4 protein-coding genes are annotated in these 18,414 nt (G+C 69.8%); all 4 read right to left on the bottom strand.

The genetic code is table 11. From position 1 onward, the window contains the following. Window positions 1-56: 56 nt before the first annotated feature. Entirely contained in the window at window positions 57-1,046 is a 990-nt protein-coding gene (locus ACLJPD_RS14370) for an ATP-binding cassette domain-containing protein (protein ID WP_410872579.1), read from the bottom strand. Further along, window positions 1,043-14,752, bottom strand: coding sequence for an amino acid adenylation domain-containing protein (locus ACLJPD_RS14365; RefSeq protein WP_410872578.1), 13,710 nt, complete (start codon window positions 14,750-14,752; stop codon window positions 1,043-1,045). The genes ACLJPD_RS14370 and ACLJPD_RS14365 overlap by 4 nt, the downstream gene beginning before the upstream one ends. Window positions 14,753-14,955: 203 nt before the next feature. Beyond that, a complete protein-coding gene (gene lnt, locus ACLJPD_RS14360) occupies window positions 14,956-16,524 on the bottom strand; it encodes an apolipoprotein N-acyltransferase (RefSeq protein ID WP_410873410.1) in 1,569 nt (522 codons plus the stop codon). Between the two features lie 223 nt (window positions 16,525-16,747). Next, window positions 16,748-18,340 (bottom strand): amidohydrolase, encoded by a 1,593-nt coding sequence (locus ACLJPD_RS14355; RefSeq protein WP_410872577.1) that lies wholly within the window; start codon window positions 18,338-18,340, stop codon window positions 16,748-16,750. Between the last annotated feature and the right edge of the window lie 74 nt (window positions 18,341-18,414).

The raw sequence follows: 18,414 nt of genomic DNA, 5'->3' as shown, positions 1-18,414 counted from the left end.
GGACTGGATCTGCAGGTCGCGGGTTTCGTACTCGTCCACCGTGACCTCGGGGGCACTCACGACAGGACCTCCTCTTGCACATCGTCGGTTTCGGGTTCGGGGATCGGCTCGGCCGGGGTACCCGTGAGGGAAAGGAACACGTCGTCGAGGGTGGGGCGCACGACGTTCGCGTCCAAGACCCAGACCCCGGCGTCGTCGAGTCGGCGCAGCGCTTCGACCATCGTGCGTGACCCGTTGCCCACCACCACCGACACTTCGCCGCTGCCGGGTTCGTGGATCGGTTCGCCGACGCCGACCTGCTGCAGGACCGAGAGCGCGGCAATCGGGCTCTGCCCGGCGGCGAGGGTGACGGTGAGCCGGTCACCACCGATGGAAGTCTTGAGTTCGTCGGCCGAACCACGGGCGATGACCGTGCCCTTGTCGATGACGGTGATCCGGTCGGCGAGCAGGTCGGCCTCTTCGAGGTACTGGGTGGTGAGCAGGACGGTGGTGCCGTCGTCGACGAGATCACCGATCACCTGCCACATGTCCAGGCGTCCGCGCGGGTCGAGGCCCGTGGTCGGTTCGTCGAGCACCACCACCGGCGGCCGCGCCACCAGCGCACCGGCCAGGTCGAGGCGGCGCGCCATACCACCGGAGTAGGTACCCGCCCGCCTGCCCGCCGCGTGATCGAGGCCGAACGCGGTGAGCAGTTCCTCCACGCGGGCCACGGATTGCTTGCGGCCCATGCCGTACAGGCGTGCCACCATGCGCAGGTTCTCGTAGCCGGTCAGGTTCGCGTCGACCGCCGCGTACTGGCCGGACAACCCGATCCGGGTGCGCGCGCCGGCCGGGTCGGCCAGCACGTCGATGCCGGCAACCCGCACCGAGCCCGCGTCGGGCCGCAACAACGTGGTGACGATCCGCACGGTGGTGGTCTTGCCCGCGCCGTTGGGCCCGAGCAGGCCGAGCACGGTGCCCGCCGGGATTTCCAGGTCGATCTCCTTCAGCACGCGCACCTTGCCGTAGCTCTTGGCAAGGCCGCGCACTTCTACCGCGAGACTCACTGGTGCATCTCCTTCTGGCCGCTACCGCACACGGTGATCTCCGGGACGGCGTCGAGGTGGCGATGCAGCACAGGGCCGATCGCCGCCAGCGATTCCGGGGTGGTCATCGCCGCGTGCCTGCAGGGCAGGTCGTGGTTGTGGATGTTGCCGGTGACGAACGGCTGCCAGGCTTCGGCACACCGGTTCGGATCGGCGGCGTTGATCTCGTCCGCCGCGGCGGTGAAGAACACGAGATCGCCGTCGAAGGTGCGTGGCCGGAACCGGTTGGCCATGACGGTGCCGTCGGCGTACCCGGTGTAGAGGCGTTGCAGGTGATCCACCGAGAGCGCCGCGAACGGGCCCGCCTGCGCCCGGAGCAGATCCGCCGCTTCGTGCAGGTCCAGGTCGGCGGGTATCGGTGCGCCGTCGACCAGGTCCGCGCCGAATTCGCCGAGGATGTCGGCGACGCTGGGCATCGAGGTGTCGAGCCACCGGTCGCCGAGCTGGTAGCTGTCCATCATGGCCAGCAGCGCGACGTCTTCGCCCGCGTCCTGCAGTTGCACCGCGACCTCCTGCGCGATCAGGCCGCCGAGCGACCAGCCGAGCAGATGGTAGGGGCCGTGCGGCTGGACCGACTTGATGTGGGCCACATAGTGTCCGGCGGCTTCGGGAATCGAGGTGAAGCTCTCGTCGCCGGAGACGTGCGGAGCCTGCAGACCGTAGACCGGGCGCTGTGGGGCGAGATGGGCGAGCAGTCCCGCGTAGCACCAGGCCAGGCCGATCGCCGGGTGCACGCAGAACAGCGGAGTGTCGTGCGGGCTGGTGGACGGACGGATGGCCAGCACCGGGCCGGTGGCCGCCTCGATCACCGAGTCCGGGTCGATGCCGTCGAGCTTGGCCGCGATGGCCGCGGGGGTGGCACCGCCGAACATCATCTGCACGGGCATCTCGTAGCCCTGCTCACGCAGTAGCGCAACGACTTTGGTGGCCAGCAGCGAGTTGCCGCCGAGCTCGAAGAACCCGTCGTCCACGCCGACCCGCTCGACCCCGAGCACCTCGGTGAACACCGCGCACAGCGCCACCTCGGCGGTGGTCACCGGCGCCCGGTAGCCCCCGGACGCGGTGAACACCGGCTCGGGCAGCCGAGCGCGATCGAGCTTGCCGACCGGACTCAGCGGGACCTCGTCGAGCAGCATGATCGCCTGCGGGACCATGTAGTTCGGCACATGCCCGGCGACGTGCTCGAGCAGGTCGGGCACGCTCGGCGCTGCCCCGTTGCGGGCCTTCACATACGAGACCAGGGCCGTGACGCCGGCCTGCGTGGTGTGACCGATCGTGAGCGCGAGCTCGACATCGGCGTGCCGGGCGAACGCGACGTCGATCTCGCCGAGTTCGATCCGGAACCCGCGTACCTTCACCTGATGGTCGGTGCGGCCGACGTACTCCACGTCCAGTGCCGACTTAGCGCCGTCACGCCAGCGCACCAGGTCGCCGGTGCGGTACATCCGCTCACCCGGTGCGCCGTACGGATCGGCGACGAAGCGCTGTGCGGTCAGACCCGGCCGGTTGAGGTAGCCGCGGGCCAGGGCCGAGCCTGCCAGCTGCAGTTCACCGGTGACACCGATGGGCGTCGGGTGCAGGCGCCGGTCGAGCACGCTGGCCGCGACCCCGCGGATCGGCCCACCGATGGTGATCGGGCCTTGCGGGCTCATCGGCTGCGGCATCAGCGTGACGATGGTCGTCTCGGTGGGGCCGTACACGTTGTAGAAGTTGCGTCCCGGCGCCCAGCGCGCGAGCAGTTCCGGCGGTAGCGCTTCACCACCGGTGAGCACGTGGGCGAGGGAGTGCACACCCGTCGGGTCGACGGTGCCCAGCGCGGCGGTGGTGATGAACGCGTGGGTGATCCGCTCCCGGATGAACAGCTGACGCAGGTCCTCGCCGCCGACCACGCCTGCCGGGGCGATCACCAGTGTCGCCGCGCCACCGAGCGCGAACAGGATGTCGAGCATGGCGGCGTCGAAGCTCGGGGTGGCGAAGTGCAGCACCCGGCTGCCCGGCCGCACATCGAAGCGGTCGGCGGTCTCGCCGGCGAAATTCGACAGGCCACCGTGCGTGACGACGACGCCCTTGGGGGTGCCGGTGGAACCCGACGTGTAGATCACGTACGCCGGATTGTGCAGGCGCAGTGGGCGAATCCGGTCGGCGTCGGTGATCGGCGAGTCGTCGGTGCCGAGCACGGTGGCCCTGGTCTGCGGGTCGTCCAGGACCAGCCAGCGGGTTTCGCCCGGCAGCTGATCGCGATGTGCGAGCAGCGTCAGACCCAGTGCCGCATCGGAATCGGTGAGCATGTGACTGATCCGCTGCGGTGGGTAGTTCGGGTCGACGGGCACGAACGCGGCGCCCGCCTTGGCGACGGCCAGCATAGTCGCCACCGACTCCACCGAGCGCGGAATGCCGAGGGCAACCAGACTTTCGGGCCCGATGCCATGACCGATGAGGAGCCGGGCGAGCCGGTTCGTCCAGCGATCGAGGGCGTCGTAGGTGACCACCGTCTCGCCTGCGCACAGCGCGACACCGTCGCGGGAGCGGGCGACTGCGGCGCCGAACACCGCGGGCAGCGTGACCGGTGGTTCGGCGCGGGTGCCGTGCACCGGGGCCAACGCGGTCCACTCGACCGCGTCGAGCAGTGCCAGATCGCCCACCGCGGTGTTCGGGTCGGCGGCCACTGCGGTGAGCAGCCGGACCAGACGGTCGCCGAGCCTGCGCGCGGTGACCTCGTCGAACAGATCGGCCGCGTAGTTCACCGACAGGCTGATCCCGTCGCCCACCCGGTCAGCGGTCTGCGTTTCGGTGAAGGTGAACTGCAGGTCGAACTTGGCGATACCGGCGTCGGCGTCGACCGCTTCGATCCGCAGGCCGGGCAGTTCCAGCATGCGCACGGGGTTGTTGCGCACCGACAGCATCACCTGGAACAGCGGGTGATGGGACTGGGAGCGCGCCGGATTGACCACTTCGACGAGCCGTTCGAAGGGCACGTCGGCGTTGGCGAAGGCGTCGAGGTCCCCGTCGCGGACGGTGCGCAACAGGTCGACGAACGCGTGCTCGTCGGCCACCTCGGTGCGCAGCACCAGGGTGTTGACGAACATGCCGATCATCGCGTCGAGCGCCGGGTGTCCACGACCCGCGCTTGCGGTGCCGACGGCGATGTCCTCGGTGCCGGTGACCCGGTGCAGCAGCACCGCCAGTGCCGCGTGCAGCACCATGAACATGCTGACGTTGTTCGCGGTGGCGATACCACGCAAGGCGCGGTGGGTCGCCGCGTCGACCGCGCAGTCGACGGTGCCGCCCCGATAGGAAGGCACCGGCGGACGCGACCGGTCGGCGGGCACGGTGAGCAGTTCGGGCAGCCCGTCGAGCACGCCCCGCCAGTGCTCGAGCTGTTTGCTGATCAGCGAGTCCGGATCGTCCTCGGTGCCGAGGAGTTCCTGCTGCCACAGGGTGTAGTCGGCGTACTGGACCGCCGGGGCCTGTGCGCCGAACGGTTCACCGATCTGGATGCCCCGGTAGGCGGCGGCCACTTCGGCGGCGAGGGGTTCGAGCGACCAGCCGTCCATCGCGATGTGGTGCACGACCAGCACCAGCACATGCTCGGTCGAGCGCGCGACCGCGTACTTGGCCTTGGTCGGTGCCGACTTCCCGGTGTGGTCGACGCTGATCAGCGCCGCCCGGATCGGCACCGAGGCCGACAGGTCGAATCCCGGAGTGGCGAAACGGGTCACGGCGGTGTCGACCTCGCGCGCGGTGGCCGTCGCATGGAACAGCGTGACGGCCGCGATCGCCGGGTCGAGCACCAACTGCTCGGGCTCGCCCCCGGTTTCGGGGAACACCGTGCGCAGCGTCTCATGTCGACGTTGCACCGTGTGCAAAGCGGCAATGAGTGCATCGAGATCGACGGTGCCGTGCAGGCGCAGCACCACCGGGATGTTGTAGGCGCCCGCCGACTGACCGTCGACGTCGGCGCCCGCGTTGAAACGGTTGAGGAACCACAGCCTGCGCTGCGCCGCGGACAGCGGGATTCGCTCCGGTCGCGGCTGGGGTACCAGGTCCGGCCGGTATTCGTCGCCGGACGGTCCGGATTCGATGAGAGCGGCGAGTTCGGCGACCGTCGGCGCCGCGAACACCGTGCGCACTTCCAGTCGCACATTGCTGGCCGCGGCCAGGCGGGCCACCAACTGGGTGGCCAGCAGCGAGTTGCCGCCGATGTCGAAGAAGCTGTCGGTGGCGCGAACCTCGCTCGCCCCGACCAGATCTTCGAACACCCGCGCGACGGTCCGCTCGGCTTCGGTCTGTGGTGCCCGGCCCGCGGAGGCGGTGAACTCCGGTTCCGGCAGCGCGGTGCGGTCCAGCTTGCCGACCGGTGTGAGCGGAACCCGCTCGATCAGGTTCAGCGACGCGGGCACCATGTGCCCGGCCAGCCGCACCGTCGCGTGACGTTTCACCTCGGCCATCTCCGCCGGATCCACACCCTCGTTCAACTGGATCCAGGCGACGATCCGATCGTCGCCCGCGATCCGCCGGACCTCGGTGTGCGCGAAGCGGACCTCGGGATGGCTGCCGAGGACGGCGCTGATCTCGCCGAGTTCGATCCGGAACCCGCGCACCTTGACCTGGTGGTCACTGCGGCCGAGGTAGTCGATCTCGCCGGTCGCGGTCCAGCGCACCACGTCACCGGTGCGATACATCCGGCTGCCCGCCGGGCCGAACGGGTCGGCGATGAAGCGTCCCGCGGTCAGGCCGTAGCGCTCGTGATAGCCCTGGGCGATGCCGGCGCCGCCGATGTAGAGCTCACCCGGCACCCCGGTGACGACCGGGCGCAGCCGTTCGTCGAGCACGAGCGCCCGCGAACCGCGGACCGGTGTTCCGATGGCCACCGGGACACCCACCCGCAGCTCCGACATCGCGGCGATGACGGTGAACTCGGTGGGCCCGTAGGCGTTGACGAACCGCCGCCCCGGCGCCCAGTTCTGCACCAGGTCCGGCGGCACCGCCTCACCACCGGCCATCAGGCCGCGCAGCATCGGCAGCGGCCAGCGGGTGGCATCGATCGAGGCCAGCACCGCAGGCGTCAGGAACGTGTGGGTGATCTGCTCGTGTTCCAGCAGTGCCCCGAGTTCGTCACCGCCGTAGATATCGATCGGGCCGATCACCATTTCGGCGCCCGAGTAGACGGCCAGGAGCATGTCGAGCACGGAGACGTCGAAACTCGGCGTGGAGAAGAAGAACGTTCGGGAGAACCGGTCGAGCCCCATGCGTTCGCGCAGGTCGAGCGCGAGGCTGGTGAGACCGCTGTGGGTGACCGTCACGCCCTTGGGCAGACCGGTCGAGCCGGACGTGTAGATCTGATAGGCCAGATCGGCGGTGCGCACCGGACGGATTCGTTCGGCGTCGGTGATCCGGGCGCCGTTGTAGCCTGCCAGCTCGGCGTTCAGCTCGTCGCCGTCGATCAGCAACCACTGGGTGTCGATCGGCCCCGCGGCCTCGCGCAGTGCGTCCGCGTCCGCACGGGCGGTGAGCACCGCGGCGGCACCGGAGTCGGTGAGCATGTGCCGCACCCGGTCGGCCGGGTAGCGCGGGTCGACGGGCACGAACGCCGCACCGCTTGCCGCGACGCCGAAGATGGCGAGGGCGCAGTCGAGCGAGCGGGTCAGGCCGACGGCCACCCGGTCGCCAGTGCCGATGCCACGGGCGATCAGTGCCCTGCCGAGCCGGTGTGCCCGGGTGGCGACTTCGGCGTAGTCGAGCTCGCCCACCTCCCCGGCCACACTGCCGTCGGCGAACCAGCGCAGCGCCGGTCGGTGCGGATACTTCGTCGCGGCTCGCTCGAGAATGTCGGCCAGGATGATTGGCGTGACCGCGGCGGGCCCCTGCGCGGGAACCCGGTCGCGATGTTCGGACACCGTGAGGGGGTCGAGATCACACACCAGTTGCCCCGGGTCGGCGGTCACCTGGGTGAGGATCTGCACGAACCGGTCGGCGAGGGTGTCGATGGTGGCGGTGTCGAACAGTTCGGTGGCGTAGACGAAGTCGAACCGCAGCCCTTCCTCGTCGGCGGGCGCGACGCGCAGTTCCAGATCGAACTTGGCCAGGGCGATGTCGAGCTCTTCCGCCGACAGCCGCAGTCCGGGCAGCTCCAGCTCGGGTGTGCGGCCGTCCTGCATGCTCAGCGCGACCTGGAACAGTGGATGCCGGTTGCTCGCCCTGCTCTCCCGGCCGAGCGCGTCGACGACCCGTTCGAACGGCACATCGGCGTGCGCGAGCGCGGCGAGTTCGGCGTCGCGGTCGGCGTGCAGCAGTTCGGTGAAACTGCGGCCGGGGTCGACATCGGAGCGCAGGACCAGGGTGTTGACGAACATGCCGACGAGATCGTCGAGCTGGATGTCGGTGCGCCCGGCGACCGGGGTCCCGATGGGGATGTCGCGTCCGCCGGTGACGCCGCGCAGCAGCACCGACAGCGCCGAGCGCACGACCATGAACAGGCTGACACCGGTGGTGCTCGCCAGCTCGTCCAGTGCCTGCTGCAGCGGTGCCGAGACCTGGCAGGTCACGGTGCCCGCCGCCCCGGTCGGTTCGACGGGACGGGGCCGGTCGAACGGCAGCGGCAGCTCGTCGGGCAGCTCGGCCAGGGTGTCGCGCCAGAACGCGAGCTGGGTGGCAGTGATGCTGTCCGGATCGTCCTCGGTGCCGAGAACCGCCCGCTGCCAGAGGCTGAAGTCGGCGTACTGCACGGGCAACGGCGCGGGTTCGGGTACGACGCCACCGGTCCGGGCCACGTAGGCCAGGGCGAGGTCACGCGTCAGCGGACCGAGCGACCAACCGTCGGCGGCGATGTGGTGCACCACGACACCGAGCAGATGTTCGTCGGCTGCGGTGCGCAGCAACGACACTCGCAACGGTGTCTGCCGGGTGAGGTCGAATCCCCGGCGGGCCAGTGCGGTCAGCGCCGCGCGCGCCTGATCCGGTGCGGTGTCGACTGCGGTCAGCGCCGCGCGCGCCTGATCCGGTGCGGTGTCGACGACCTTGATCGCGGGCATGGCCTGCGCGAGCGGCAGAATCACCTGCTGGGCGCCGGAGAGATCTTCGGGGAAGACCGTGCGCAGTACTTCGTGGCGCTCCACCAGGTCGGCGAGGGCGGCCCTCAACGCGGCGATGTCCAGATCTCCGCCGATTCGCAAGACGAATGCGATGTTGTAGGCGCTCGATTCGGGAGACAATCGGTTCAGGAACCACAGCCGTTGCTGCGGCAACGACAGTGGTATGCGTCCCGGGCGCGGGGTGTGTACCGCCAGCGCCACCCGCTGCGTCCGGGGCGCTTCCGTGATCAGTCGGGCGATGCCCGCCACGGTCGGCGCCGCGAAGATCTGCCGGACGGGTAGGTCGACCTCGAAGTCGGCGTGCACCGCGGCGGCGAGCCGGGTGGCCAGCAGCGAGTTGCCGCCGATGTCGAAGAAGCTGTCCTCCGCGCCCGGAATCGGGCGCCCGAGAATCTCGGTGAACACCGCGGCCACCCGCATCTCGAGGTGTGTGCGCGGTGCGCGCGACCCGCCGGTGACGACGAATTCCGGTGCGGGCAGCGCCTTTCGGTCCAGTTTGCCCGCCGGGGTGACCGGCATCGTGTCCAGCACCGCCAGCGCGGCGGGCACCATGTAGCCGGGCAGCGTGGCGCGGGCGGTGTCGAGCACGGTGGCCGGGTCGATCGGGCGGTCGGCGGTGACGTAGGAGGCCAGCCGCTGCTGCCCCTGCTCGTCGACATGGACGACGGTCAGCGCGGACCGCACGCCCGGGTGTGCACGCAGCACGTGGTCGATTTCGCGCAGTTCGACGCGGAAGCCACGGATCTTGATCTGGTCGTCGGCGCGGCCGAGGAACCGCAGGCGGCCCGTCATCTCGGCGACCACGAGATCGCCTGTGCGATACATCCTTTCACCGACCCGGCCGTGTGGGTTGGCGACGAACCGCTGCGCGGTGAGTGCCAGCTTGCCGAAGTACCCGCGGGCCAGACCCGGCCCGGAGACGTACAGCTCGCCCGGTGTCCCCGGCGGCACCGGGTTCATCCGGCCGTCGAGGACGAACAACCGCATGCCACGCACGGGCCCACCCAGCGGCACCGGCTCCCCCGGCACCATGGCCGCGCTCGCGGTGACCGCGACGGTGGCCTCGGACGGGCCGTACATGTTGTGCATCCGGTATTTCGAGGCCCAGGCTTCGACGAGTTCGTCCGAGCAGGCCTCACCACCGACGATGACCGTGCCGAGGGCGGGGAAGTCGCCCACGGGCACGGTGGCCAGCGCGGCGGGGGTGATGAACGCGTGGGTGATGCGTTCCGAGCGCAGGAATCCGGCCAGTTCCGCACCGCCGTAGAGGTCGGCCGGGGCAACCACGATCGTGGCACCCGCGGCGAACCCGAGCAGCAGTTCGAGCACCGAGGCGTCGAAGCTGGGCGAGGAGAAGTGCATCGTGCGCGCGTGCTCGGTCACCTTGAACAGCTGGGTCTGCTCACTGGCCAGCGAGGCGATGCCCGCATGGGTCACCACGACGGCCTTGGGGGTGCCGGTCGAGCCCGAGGTGTAGATGAGGTACGCGGGCTGACCCGCCCGCATCGGGTGCCTGCGGTCGGCGTCGGAGAGCGGGGTGGCCGACCGGATCGCACAGTCGGCTTCGAAATCGGCCGTCCCGAAGACCATCCACTCCGGTGCCGACCGGTGCTTTCCGGTGCCGGTGGGCAGCGCGGCGAGGTGTTCGGGCAGGGTGAGCCCGAGGGTGGCGCCGGAGTCACCGATCATGTGCGCGATGCGCTCGGCCGGGTAGGCGGGGTCGACGGGCACGTACGCGGCGCCGGTTTTGGCGACCGCCCAGATGGCGATGATCGACTCGAGGCTGCGCGGCAGCGCGACGGCGACCACCGTTTCGGGCGCGGCACCGTGCGCGATGAGGCTGCGCGCCAACTGGTTCGATTGTTCGTCGAGTTCCCCGTAGGTGGTGTCGAAGCCCAGGTAACGCACCGCCACCGAATCGGGCAGGTGCTGGGCGGTGTCGCTGAGCAGCCGGGCCAGGGTGCCCGCCGGTTCGGCCGGTGCACCGGCCACGGGTACCAGTCGGGCGATCTCGCGGCGGTCGAGCACGTCGAGGTCGCCGATCGCGGCGGCGGGTGCGGCGACCGCGGCGGCCAGCAGGGTGGTGAACCGCCGGGCGATGGCCTCCACCGCGGCGCGGTCGAAAACGTCGGTGGCAAAACCGAATTCGGCGTGCAACGGTCCGTCGTCGTGGCTGTCGCGGACCTCGAGCTGCAGGTCGAACTTGGCGACGCCGATCTCGATCGGCACCAGTTCCGCGGTGACACCGGGCAATTCGACGCGCAGTTCGGGGGTGCGGTCGTAGGACAGCATCACCTGGAACAACGGGTGCCTGCTGGTCGAACGATCGGGGTTGACCAGTTCCACGAGCCGTTCGAAGGGCACGTCGGGGTTGGCGAAAGCGTTGAGGTCGGTCTCGCGCACCAGATCGAGCATGCGGTCGAACCCGGCAGCGAGGTCGACGTCGGTGCGCAGTACCAGGGTGTTGACGAACATGCCGACCAGCTCGTCGAGGGCCGGATCGGAGCGGCCTGCGATCGGCGTGCCGATGGTGACGTCGGTGCTCGCGCACAGCCTGGCCAGCAGGGTGGCCAGTGCCGCGTGCAGCACCATGAACATGCTCACCCCGCGACCGGTCGCGAGTTCGGCTGCCGCACGACGGGTTTCGGCATCGATGACGAATTCGACGGTGTCCCCGCCGGTGCCACGCTGCAGTGGCCGTGGCCGGTCGAGGGGGAGGTCGAGCTGATCGGGGAGCCCGGCCAGGGTGCCGCGCCAGTGCCCGAGCTGGCGCGCGATGGGCGACTCGGCGTCGGTTTCCTCACCGAGCAGTTCCCGCTGCCACATCGCGAAATCGGCGTACTGCACCGGCAGCGCCGCCCACTGTGGTGCGGCACCGCCCGCGCGCGCCGCCACCGCCACCATCAGGTCCCTGGCCAGCGGGGCCACCGACCAACCGTCACCGCTGATGTGGTGCAGCACCACGAGCAGCAGGTGCTCCTCGGGTCCGACCCGGTACAGCGCGACCCGCAGCGGCGTCTCGGTCCGCAGATCGAACCCGCGCCCCGCCACCTGCGCGACCAGCGCGGTGATGTCGGCGGCGGCCACGTCGATCGGCGCGAGTTCGGGTTCCACCCCGGCAGCCGGGTGGATGAACTGGTACGGGCCGTCGGGGCCTTCGGGGAAGCTGGTGCGCAGGCTCTCGTGGCGGTCGAGGACATCGCGCAGACCCACGCGCAGCGCGTCGAGGTCGAGGTGTCCGCTGAGCCGCAGGCCCAGGGGCATGTTGTAGGCGGCGGCGTGTTCGGCGAACCGGTTGAGAATCCACAGCCGCTGCTGGGCCAGCGACAGCGGTACCCGTTCGGGCCTGCGCACGGGAACCAGTTTCGGCGTTGATGTTTCGGATCGGTGGGTGCTGATGTAGTCGGCCAGCGCGGCGATCGTCGGCGCCTCGAACATCTCGCGGATGGTCACGTTCGCGTCGAGGGTGGTGTTGATCCTGGCAACCGCGCGCGCGGCGATCAGGGAGTTGCCACCGAGATCGAAGAAGCTGTCCTCGACACCGATCGCGGTGCCGTCCAGAGCGAGTACTTCGGTGAAGATCTCCGCGAGGGCACATTCCAGTTCGGTCTGCGGTGCGGCGGCGCCGGTGGTGACCCGCACGCCCACCTCCGGCGCGGGCAGCGCTTTACGATCGACCTTGCCGTTGGCGCTCAACGGTAGTTCGTCGAGCACGACCAGAGCCGAGGGCACCATGTAGGACGGCAGGCCGCGGCGCAGCAGCGAGAGCAAGGCGGTGGGGTCGGGCGCCGGGGTGCCCTGTACAGCCACCACATAGGCGACGAGCTCGTCTTCACCGGTGCGCCCGGCGCGGGCCACGCAGACAGCGCGCGCGATGTCGCGCTCGGCGAGCAACGCGGATTCGATCTCGCCGAGTTCGATGCGCAGGCCGCGGATCTTGACCTGGAAGTCGGTGCGGCCCAGGTATTCCAGGACGCCGCCGTCGATCTGCCAGCGGGCCAGGTCACCGGTGCGGTACATCCGCTCCCCCGGTGTGAAGGGGTTGGCGACGAACCGGTCGGCGCTCAGGTCGGGGCGGCCGAGGTAGCCGCGAGCCAGTTGCGCACCGGCCAGGTACAGCTCGCCGACGACGCCGGGCGGCACCGGTCGCAGGTGCTGGTCGAGCACGTAGGTCTGGGTGTTCCAGACCGGCGAACCGATCGGCACCGTGGTGGCGCCGACCGGGCACGGCCAGTAGGTGACGTCGACAGCGGCCTCGGTGGGCCCGTACAGGTTGTGCAGTTCCGGTCCGCCGTCGGGCCCGTGCAGCGCGGCATGGAAATCGGCGACGGTGGCGCCGGGCAGCGCCTCACCACTGCAGAACACCCGCCGCAGTCCCGCCCCGCCGCGCACCCGCGGGTCGGTGACGAACAGCGACAGCATGGAGGGCACGAAATGCGCTGTGGTGATGGCCCTTTCGGTGATGATGCGGGCGAGGTAGGCCGGGTCTCGATGCCCTTCTGGTGCGGCGACGACCAGGCGGGCACCGACCTGCAACGGCCAGAAGAACTCCCACACCGACACGTCGAAGGTGGCCGGAGTCTTCTGCAGGACCGCGTCGGTGTAGTCGAGCGGGTATTCGGCCTGCATCCAGCGCAACCGGTTCACGATCGCGGCGTGGGTGACGCCGACGCCCTTGGGTCTACCGGTGGAGCCGGAGGTGAAGATGACGTAGGCGAGGTGATCGGGCCGCAGCGGCGCGAGCCGGTCGGCGTCGGCGATCGGCGCGACGTCGTTCCCGCTGACATCGAGGGTGTCCAGATCGATCCGCACCGTGCCCGCGGGCAGCCCGACCCCGTCGCGGTCCGCGGTGAGCACACACACCGGATGCGCCTGCGTCATCACCGCTTCCATGCGATCGATCGGGTGTTCCGGATCGATCGGCAGGTAGGCGGCGCCGGTCGCGAGCACCGCGTAGATCCCGACGACCAGATCGACGCTGCGATGCAGGCACACGCCGACGGTGGTCTCCGGGCCCGCGCCGCGGGTGATGAGTTCGCGCGCCAGCTGGTTCACCCGGTCACCGAGTTCGGTGTAACCGAGTGTGCGGTCGCCGAATTCGAGACCGATGGCGTGCGGGCTGCGGTGCACCTGTTCGGAGAACAGCGAGACCAGCGTCGCGGCCTGCATCGGCATCTCGGTGGTGTTCCACTCCCGCAGCACCCGGTCGTTCTCGACGTCGGTGATCGCGGTGAGCGTGTAGGTGGGGGTGGTCGGTTCGGCAGCCAGGAAGCGCGCGAGGAAGTCGAGGTAGCGGCCGTGATGGGCGGCGTTCTCGGCCTCACCGTAGAGCTTCGGGTTGGCCTCGAAGTCGAGTTGGATGCGGCCGCCGTCGCGGTTGTAGATGTTGATCGAGAGGTCTTCGACGGGTCCGGTGGCAAGAACGTTCAGCTGACCGGCGATATCGTCGAACTTCAACTCGTCGTGGAAAAGCATGATGTTGACCATCGGCCCGAAGAAGCCGCGTGAGTCGCGGGAGTAGCCGCAGTCGCGACGGATGTCGTCGGAGCGGTAGCGCTGGTGGCGCAGGGCGCCGGTGATCTGCAGTTCGGTCTGGCGCACGACGTCGGCGACGGTGGTGTGCTCGTCGAATCGGACCCGCAGCGGCACCACGTTCGATACCACGCCGGCCGAACGGCGCAACGCCACGGTGGTGCGAGCCGAAACCGGCAGGCTCAGCACGACATCGGGGTCACCGGTGACCGAACGGACGTAGGCGGCCAGCGCGGCGACGATCAGCGCGGAGTTGGCCGAGCCGTGCCTGGCGATCGCGTCGGTGAGCAGGGTGTCGAGGTCGGCGTCGAGCACCGCGGTGGCGCGGTGGCGGCCGGCGTCGTTGGTGTCGCCCGCGGCGGTGACCGACGACAGCGTCATCGGTTCGCCCACACCGGCGAGTTGTTCCATCCAGTACTCGCGGTCGGCGCGGAACCGGCTGGATTCACGGTAGCGGGATTCGTCGGCGTAGAGGTCGACTAGCGCGGCGGCGCGGGAGACCGACGGTTCGCGCTGCTCGCCGACAGCCGTGTAGATCTCGGCGGTGCGGGCGAGGGCGTTCATCGCACCGTAGCCGTCGATGACGATGTGGTGCCCGCGCTCGTACCAGAACCACTCCCGGTCACCGATGCGCAACACCACGTTGATGGTGAGCGGCTCGTGCTCCATGTCGATCGGGGTGCTGGCGTGGGTGTTCATCCAGGCCAGCGCGGCGGCCCGGGGGTCGGCTTCACCGCGGAGGTCGATCCGAGCCCAGCCGGGCCGCCACGTGGGGTCCACTCGCTGGTGGGGCACGCCGTCGATCTCGAGTAGGCGCACGTGTCCCACCTGGGATTCCGCGCCGTAGCGCTCCACCGCGTAGAGCAACCGGCCGACGTCTAGATCACCGTGCATTTCGACGTAGTGAGCGATGGTGAGCGGAATATCGGGCCGAATCCGTTGCGCGTACCACAGTGCTGTCTGACCGGGTGAGAGGGCGAACGGTTGGCCCGGGTCCTCGTCGGTGACGCTAGAGCTGACGTGGTCGGTGGCCAAAGAACTCATCAAGCACTCCGTTTCTGCCTTGTGTCACAACTCCCCGAGCAGCGCCCGGGCACACGACGGCCCAGGGCGTGGCTTATCCACGCCCATGATTCGGAGTACTACGGCGGCCGGATGGCTACCGATGTGAATTTATTTCGAGCTCAACGAATTACACCCCTGAAGCCGCAACTGTGTGCCGCTTTCCCCCGGTTGAAACAAACCGCTTATTCAGAATTGTCCGAACTTCGCACAAGGTGCGTCGGATTCGCACGGCGGCGTCGAAGTAATAGCAATCCGACACCGATCGCGGTCAGGATAACGGACGCGAGTTCGGGCCACGCACCGATTCGGGTTGCGATTGTTGTTGTGTCGCGCAAAGGTAGCTGGGCCACCAACGCAGCTGGCACAACCTGCTCGGTGCTCTGCCTGAGCTCGCCATCTGCGGTGATGATCCCACTGACTCCCGTGGTTGCTGCGACCACGAGCGCACGCCCGTGTTCGACCGCCCGCACCCGCGACATGGCGAGTTGCTGATAGGTCATCTCGCTCTCGCCGAACGTGGCGTTGTTGGTCGGCACCGTCAGCAATTGAGCACCCGCGGCGAGAGAGTCCCGAAATGCCCGATCGAAAGCGACCTCGTAACAGGTCGCCACACCGATCGGCACACCGGCGGCCGTGACAGTCCCGTCACCGTCACCCGGTACGAAATACCCCGCGCGGTCGGCATAGGAAGAGAACAAACGGAAGAATCCACGCATCGGCAGGTATTCGCCGAACGGCTGGATGATCTTCTTGTCGTGTCGCTCACCGGGGCCGTCCGCGCCGTTCCACACGATCACCGAGTTGGTGGTCGTGCGGTCACCGTTCACCAGGACTGCGCCGACCAGGATCGGGGCCCCGATCCGCACCGAGGCTTCGGTGATCTCAGCGGCGGCGTCGGCATTGCGCAGTGGGTCGATATCGGAGGAGTTCTCGGGCCAGATCACGATGTCGGGCCGCGCGGCCCGGCCGTGGGTGACGGCGTCGGCCAACTCCTCGGTGCGCCGGACGTGGTTGTCCAGCACGGCGCGGCGCTGGGCGTTGAAGTCGAGCCCGAGCCGCGGCACACTGCCCTGGATGGCGGCGACCGTGATCGTCCGGGTGCCTGCATCCGGGGCGGGCAGCGTCGGCCGCAGGATCACTCCGGCCAGGGGCATGATAGCCACGGCCACCACGGCGGTGGCAAATCCGGTGCGCGCGCCGTGAACCTTCGCGCGCGGCGCGGGGGTCCGCGACCACGCGACCAGGCGCAGGGCCAACGCGGCGAGACCGGCGCCGGTCAGCGCTACAGCGAAACCGACCAGCGGAGCACCACCATAGGCGGCCAGCGGCAGGTACCAGCCATCGGCTTGACCGAAAGCGACACGCCCCCAGGGAAATCCGCCGAACGGAAAGCTCGATCTGAGCCATTCGGTCGCGGTCCACGCCAGAGCCAGCCACACCGGCCAACCCGGCAGCGCGCTCAACCACCGGGCGAGCACACCCCAGAGCCCGAAGTACACCGCACAGACCGTCGAGAGCGCCAGCCACGGCACCGGCCCCACATAGATCCCGGTCCACGGCAGCAGCGGCACGAAGAACGCCAGCCCACCGAGCATCCCGTACCCGAACCCGCCACCTGGCTTGCCCGGCCCGCGCACCGCGACGACGAGCAACGCGATGGCCACCGGCGCGAGAAACCAGAACGGGCGCGGTGGGAAGCTGCCGAAGAGCAACAGCCCACCTGCGGTAGCGGCCAGCATCCGCAGCATCATCAGCTTCGTCCCGGTCAACCCCGGATCAGCCGACACCGGGCGCGACCCGACGGACGTGAGTTCCGGTCCGGGTGCCGCCGTGGCCGACTTCGACCCACCCGGATCCAGATCGCGGTCGGCCGATGACGGCTCGTCGGCTGCGGAATCGGGACGGTCGCCCGTCGCGGGGTCGATCATGGTGTGCTGCTCCGTGATTCGTTGCGTGCGCGGCGCTGACGGCTGGTCAGGCGGTGTAGATCGTGGTGCCGTTGTGCACGGTGCGCAGGCAGGTCGGCAGGTCCGCGCCCGGGTCGAGACGTGGCAGGCCCGGCACGCGGGAGCGCGGGTCGGTCGACCAGCGCTGCACGGTGTCGGCGGCCGCGGCGACGACGAGGTCACCGGCCTCCCAGACCGCGTAGGAGGCCGGCGCGCCGGGAACCAGGGTGCCCGCCATGCCGTCTCGAACCCCTCCCGCTCGCCAGGCGCCGCGGGTGGCGGCGGCGAACGCGGCGCGCGGGGACAGTCCGTGGCCGGGGGTGCGGTGGTGGACGGCCGCACGCACCTGTTCCCACGGGTTCATGGCGGTGACGGGTGCGTCGGAGCCGATGGCGAGGGAGATGCCGGCCGCGGCCATCGCCGCGAAGGGGTTGAGGCCCGCGGCGCGTTCGGCGCCGAGTCGGGTCGCGTACATCCCGTCGGGTCCGCCCCATGCGGCGTCGAAGCCCGGCTGCACGGACGCGATCACGCCGAGGGCGGCGAGTTTTTCGATCGCGGCGGGGTCGATCATCTCCGCGTGCTCGACGCGGTGCCCGCGTGACGCGATCGCCGGTCCGCCGAGTTCGCCGGCGACACGGGCGAATCCGGCGACCACGGTGTCCATCGCGGCGTCGCCGATGGCGTGGAAGCCCGCCTGGATCCCCGCCTCGGTGCAGGCGCGGATATGCGCGGTGACCGTGTCTTTGTCGAGGAAACTCTTGCCGCACCCCGCGGCGTCGGCGTAGGGCTCGCGCAGCAAGGCGGTGTGCGAGCCGAGTGAGCCGTCGACGAACAGGTCGCCACCGAGGGCGTGTACGCCGAGCTCATCGATCAGCGCGCGCGCTTCGTCCGCGGTGCGCACGGCCTGACCCCAGTACGCGCGCACGTCAACACCGTGTTCGAAGGCGAGCAGTTCGCCGATGTCGTCGCGGCCGGAGATATCGGGCCCCGCGCATTCGTGGACGGCCACGATGCCGTGTGCGGCCGCCGCGTCCAGAGCGGCCTTGCGGGCCGAATCACGCTGGGCGCGAGTGAGTTCCGCGAGGGCGACCGTGCGAACCCGGTGGTGGGCGTCGGCGCGCAACAGCTCGCCGCGCTGGTATCCGTCGCCGAGTTCGCCCGTCGCGTCGAGCAGCGCCGAGGAGGCGACGGCCGAGTGCGCGTCGACGCGCGCCAGGTAGACGAGCCGACCCGAACCAGCGGCCTCGTCCAGTTCGGCGACCGTCGGCGGCCGCTGGTCGGGCCATGCGGTGTCGTCCCAGCCTTCGCCGATGATCACGCCGTCCGGGTGCTCGGCAGCGTGCGCGCGAACCATAGCCAACAGCTCGGACAGGGATCGGGCGCCACTGACGTCGAGCCCGGTCAGCTGGAGTCCCAGCGCGGTGACGTGCACGTGCGGGTCGACGAACGCCGGCGCCACGAAAGCACCGTCGAGGTCGACGATCTCCGCATCGGGATGCATCGCGCGTCCGGGCGCCTGCGCGCCCAGCCACACGACGGTGCCGTCGGTGACCGCCATCGCGGTCGCGTCCGGGGAGCTGGAACTGTAGAAGCGACCGCCGATCAGCAACTGGGTACTCACGGTGCCCCAGTCTGCCGTATCGACGGATCACCACCTCGGCAGGGACAGTCTCGGCCCGGCGGTGACAGCGCCGC

The organism is Nocardia sp. A7 (assembly GCF_046549215.1).
Classification (GTDB): domain Bacteria; phylum Actinomycetota; class Actinomycetes; order Mycobacteriales; family Mycobacteriaceae; genus Nocardia.
This window is presented reverse-complemented; position numbering and strand designations above follow the sequence as displayed.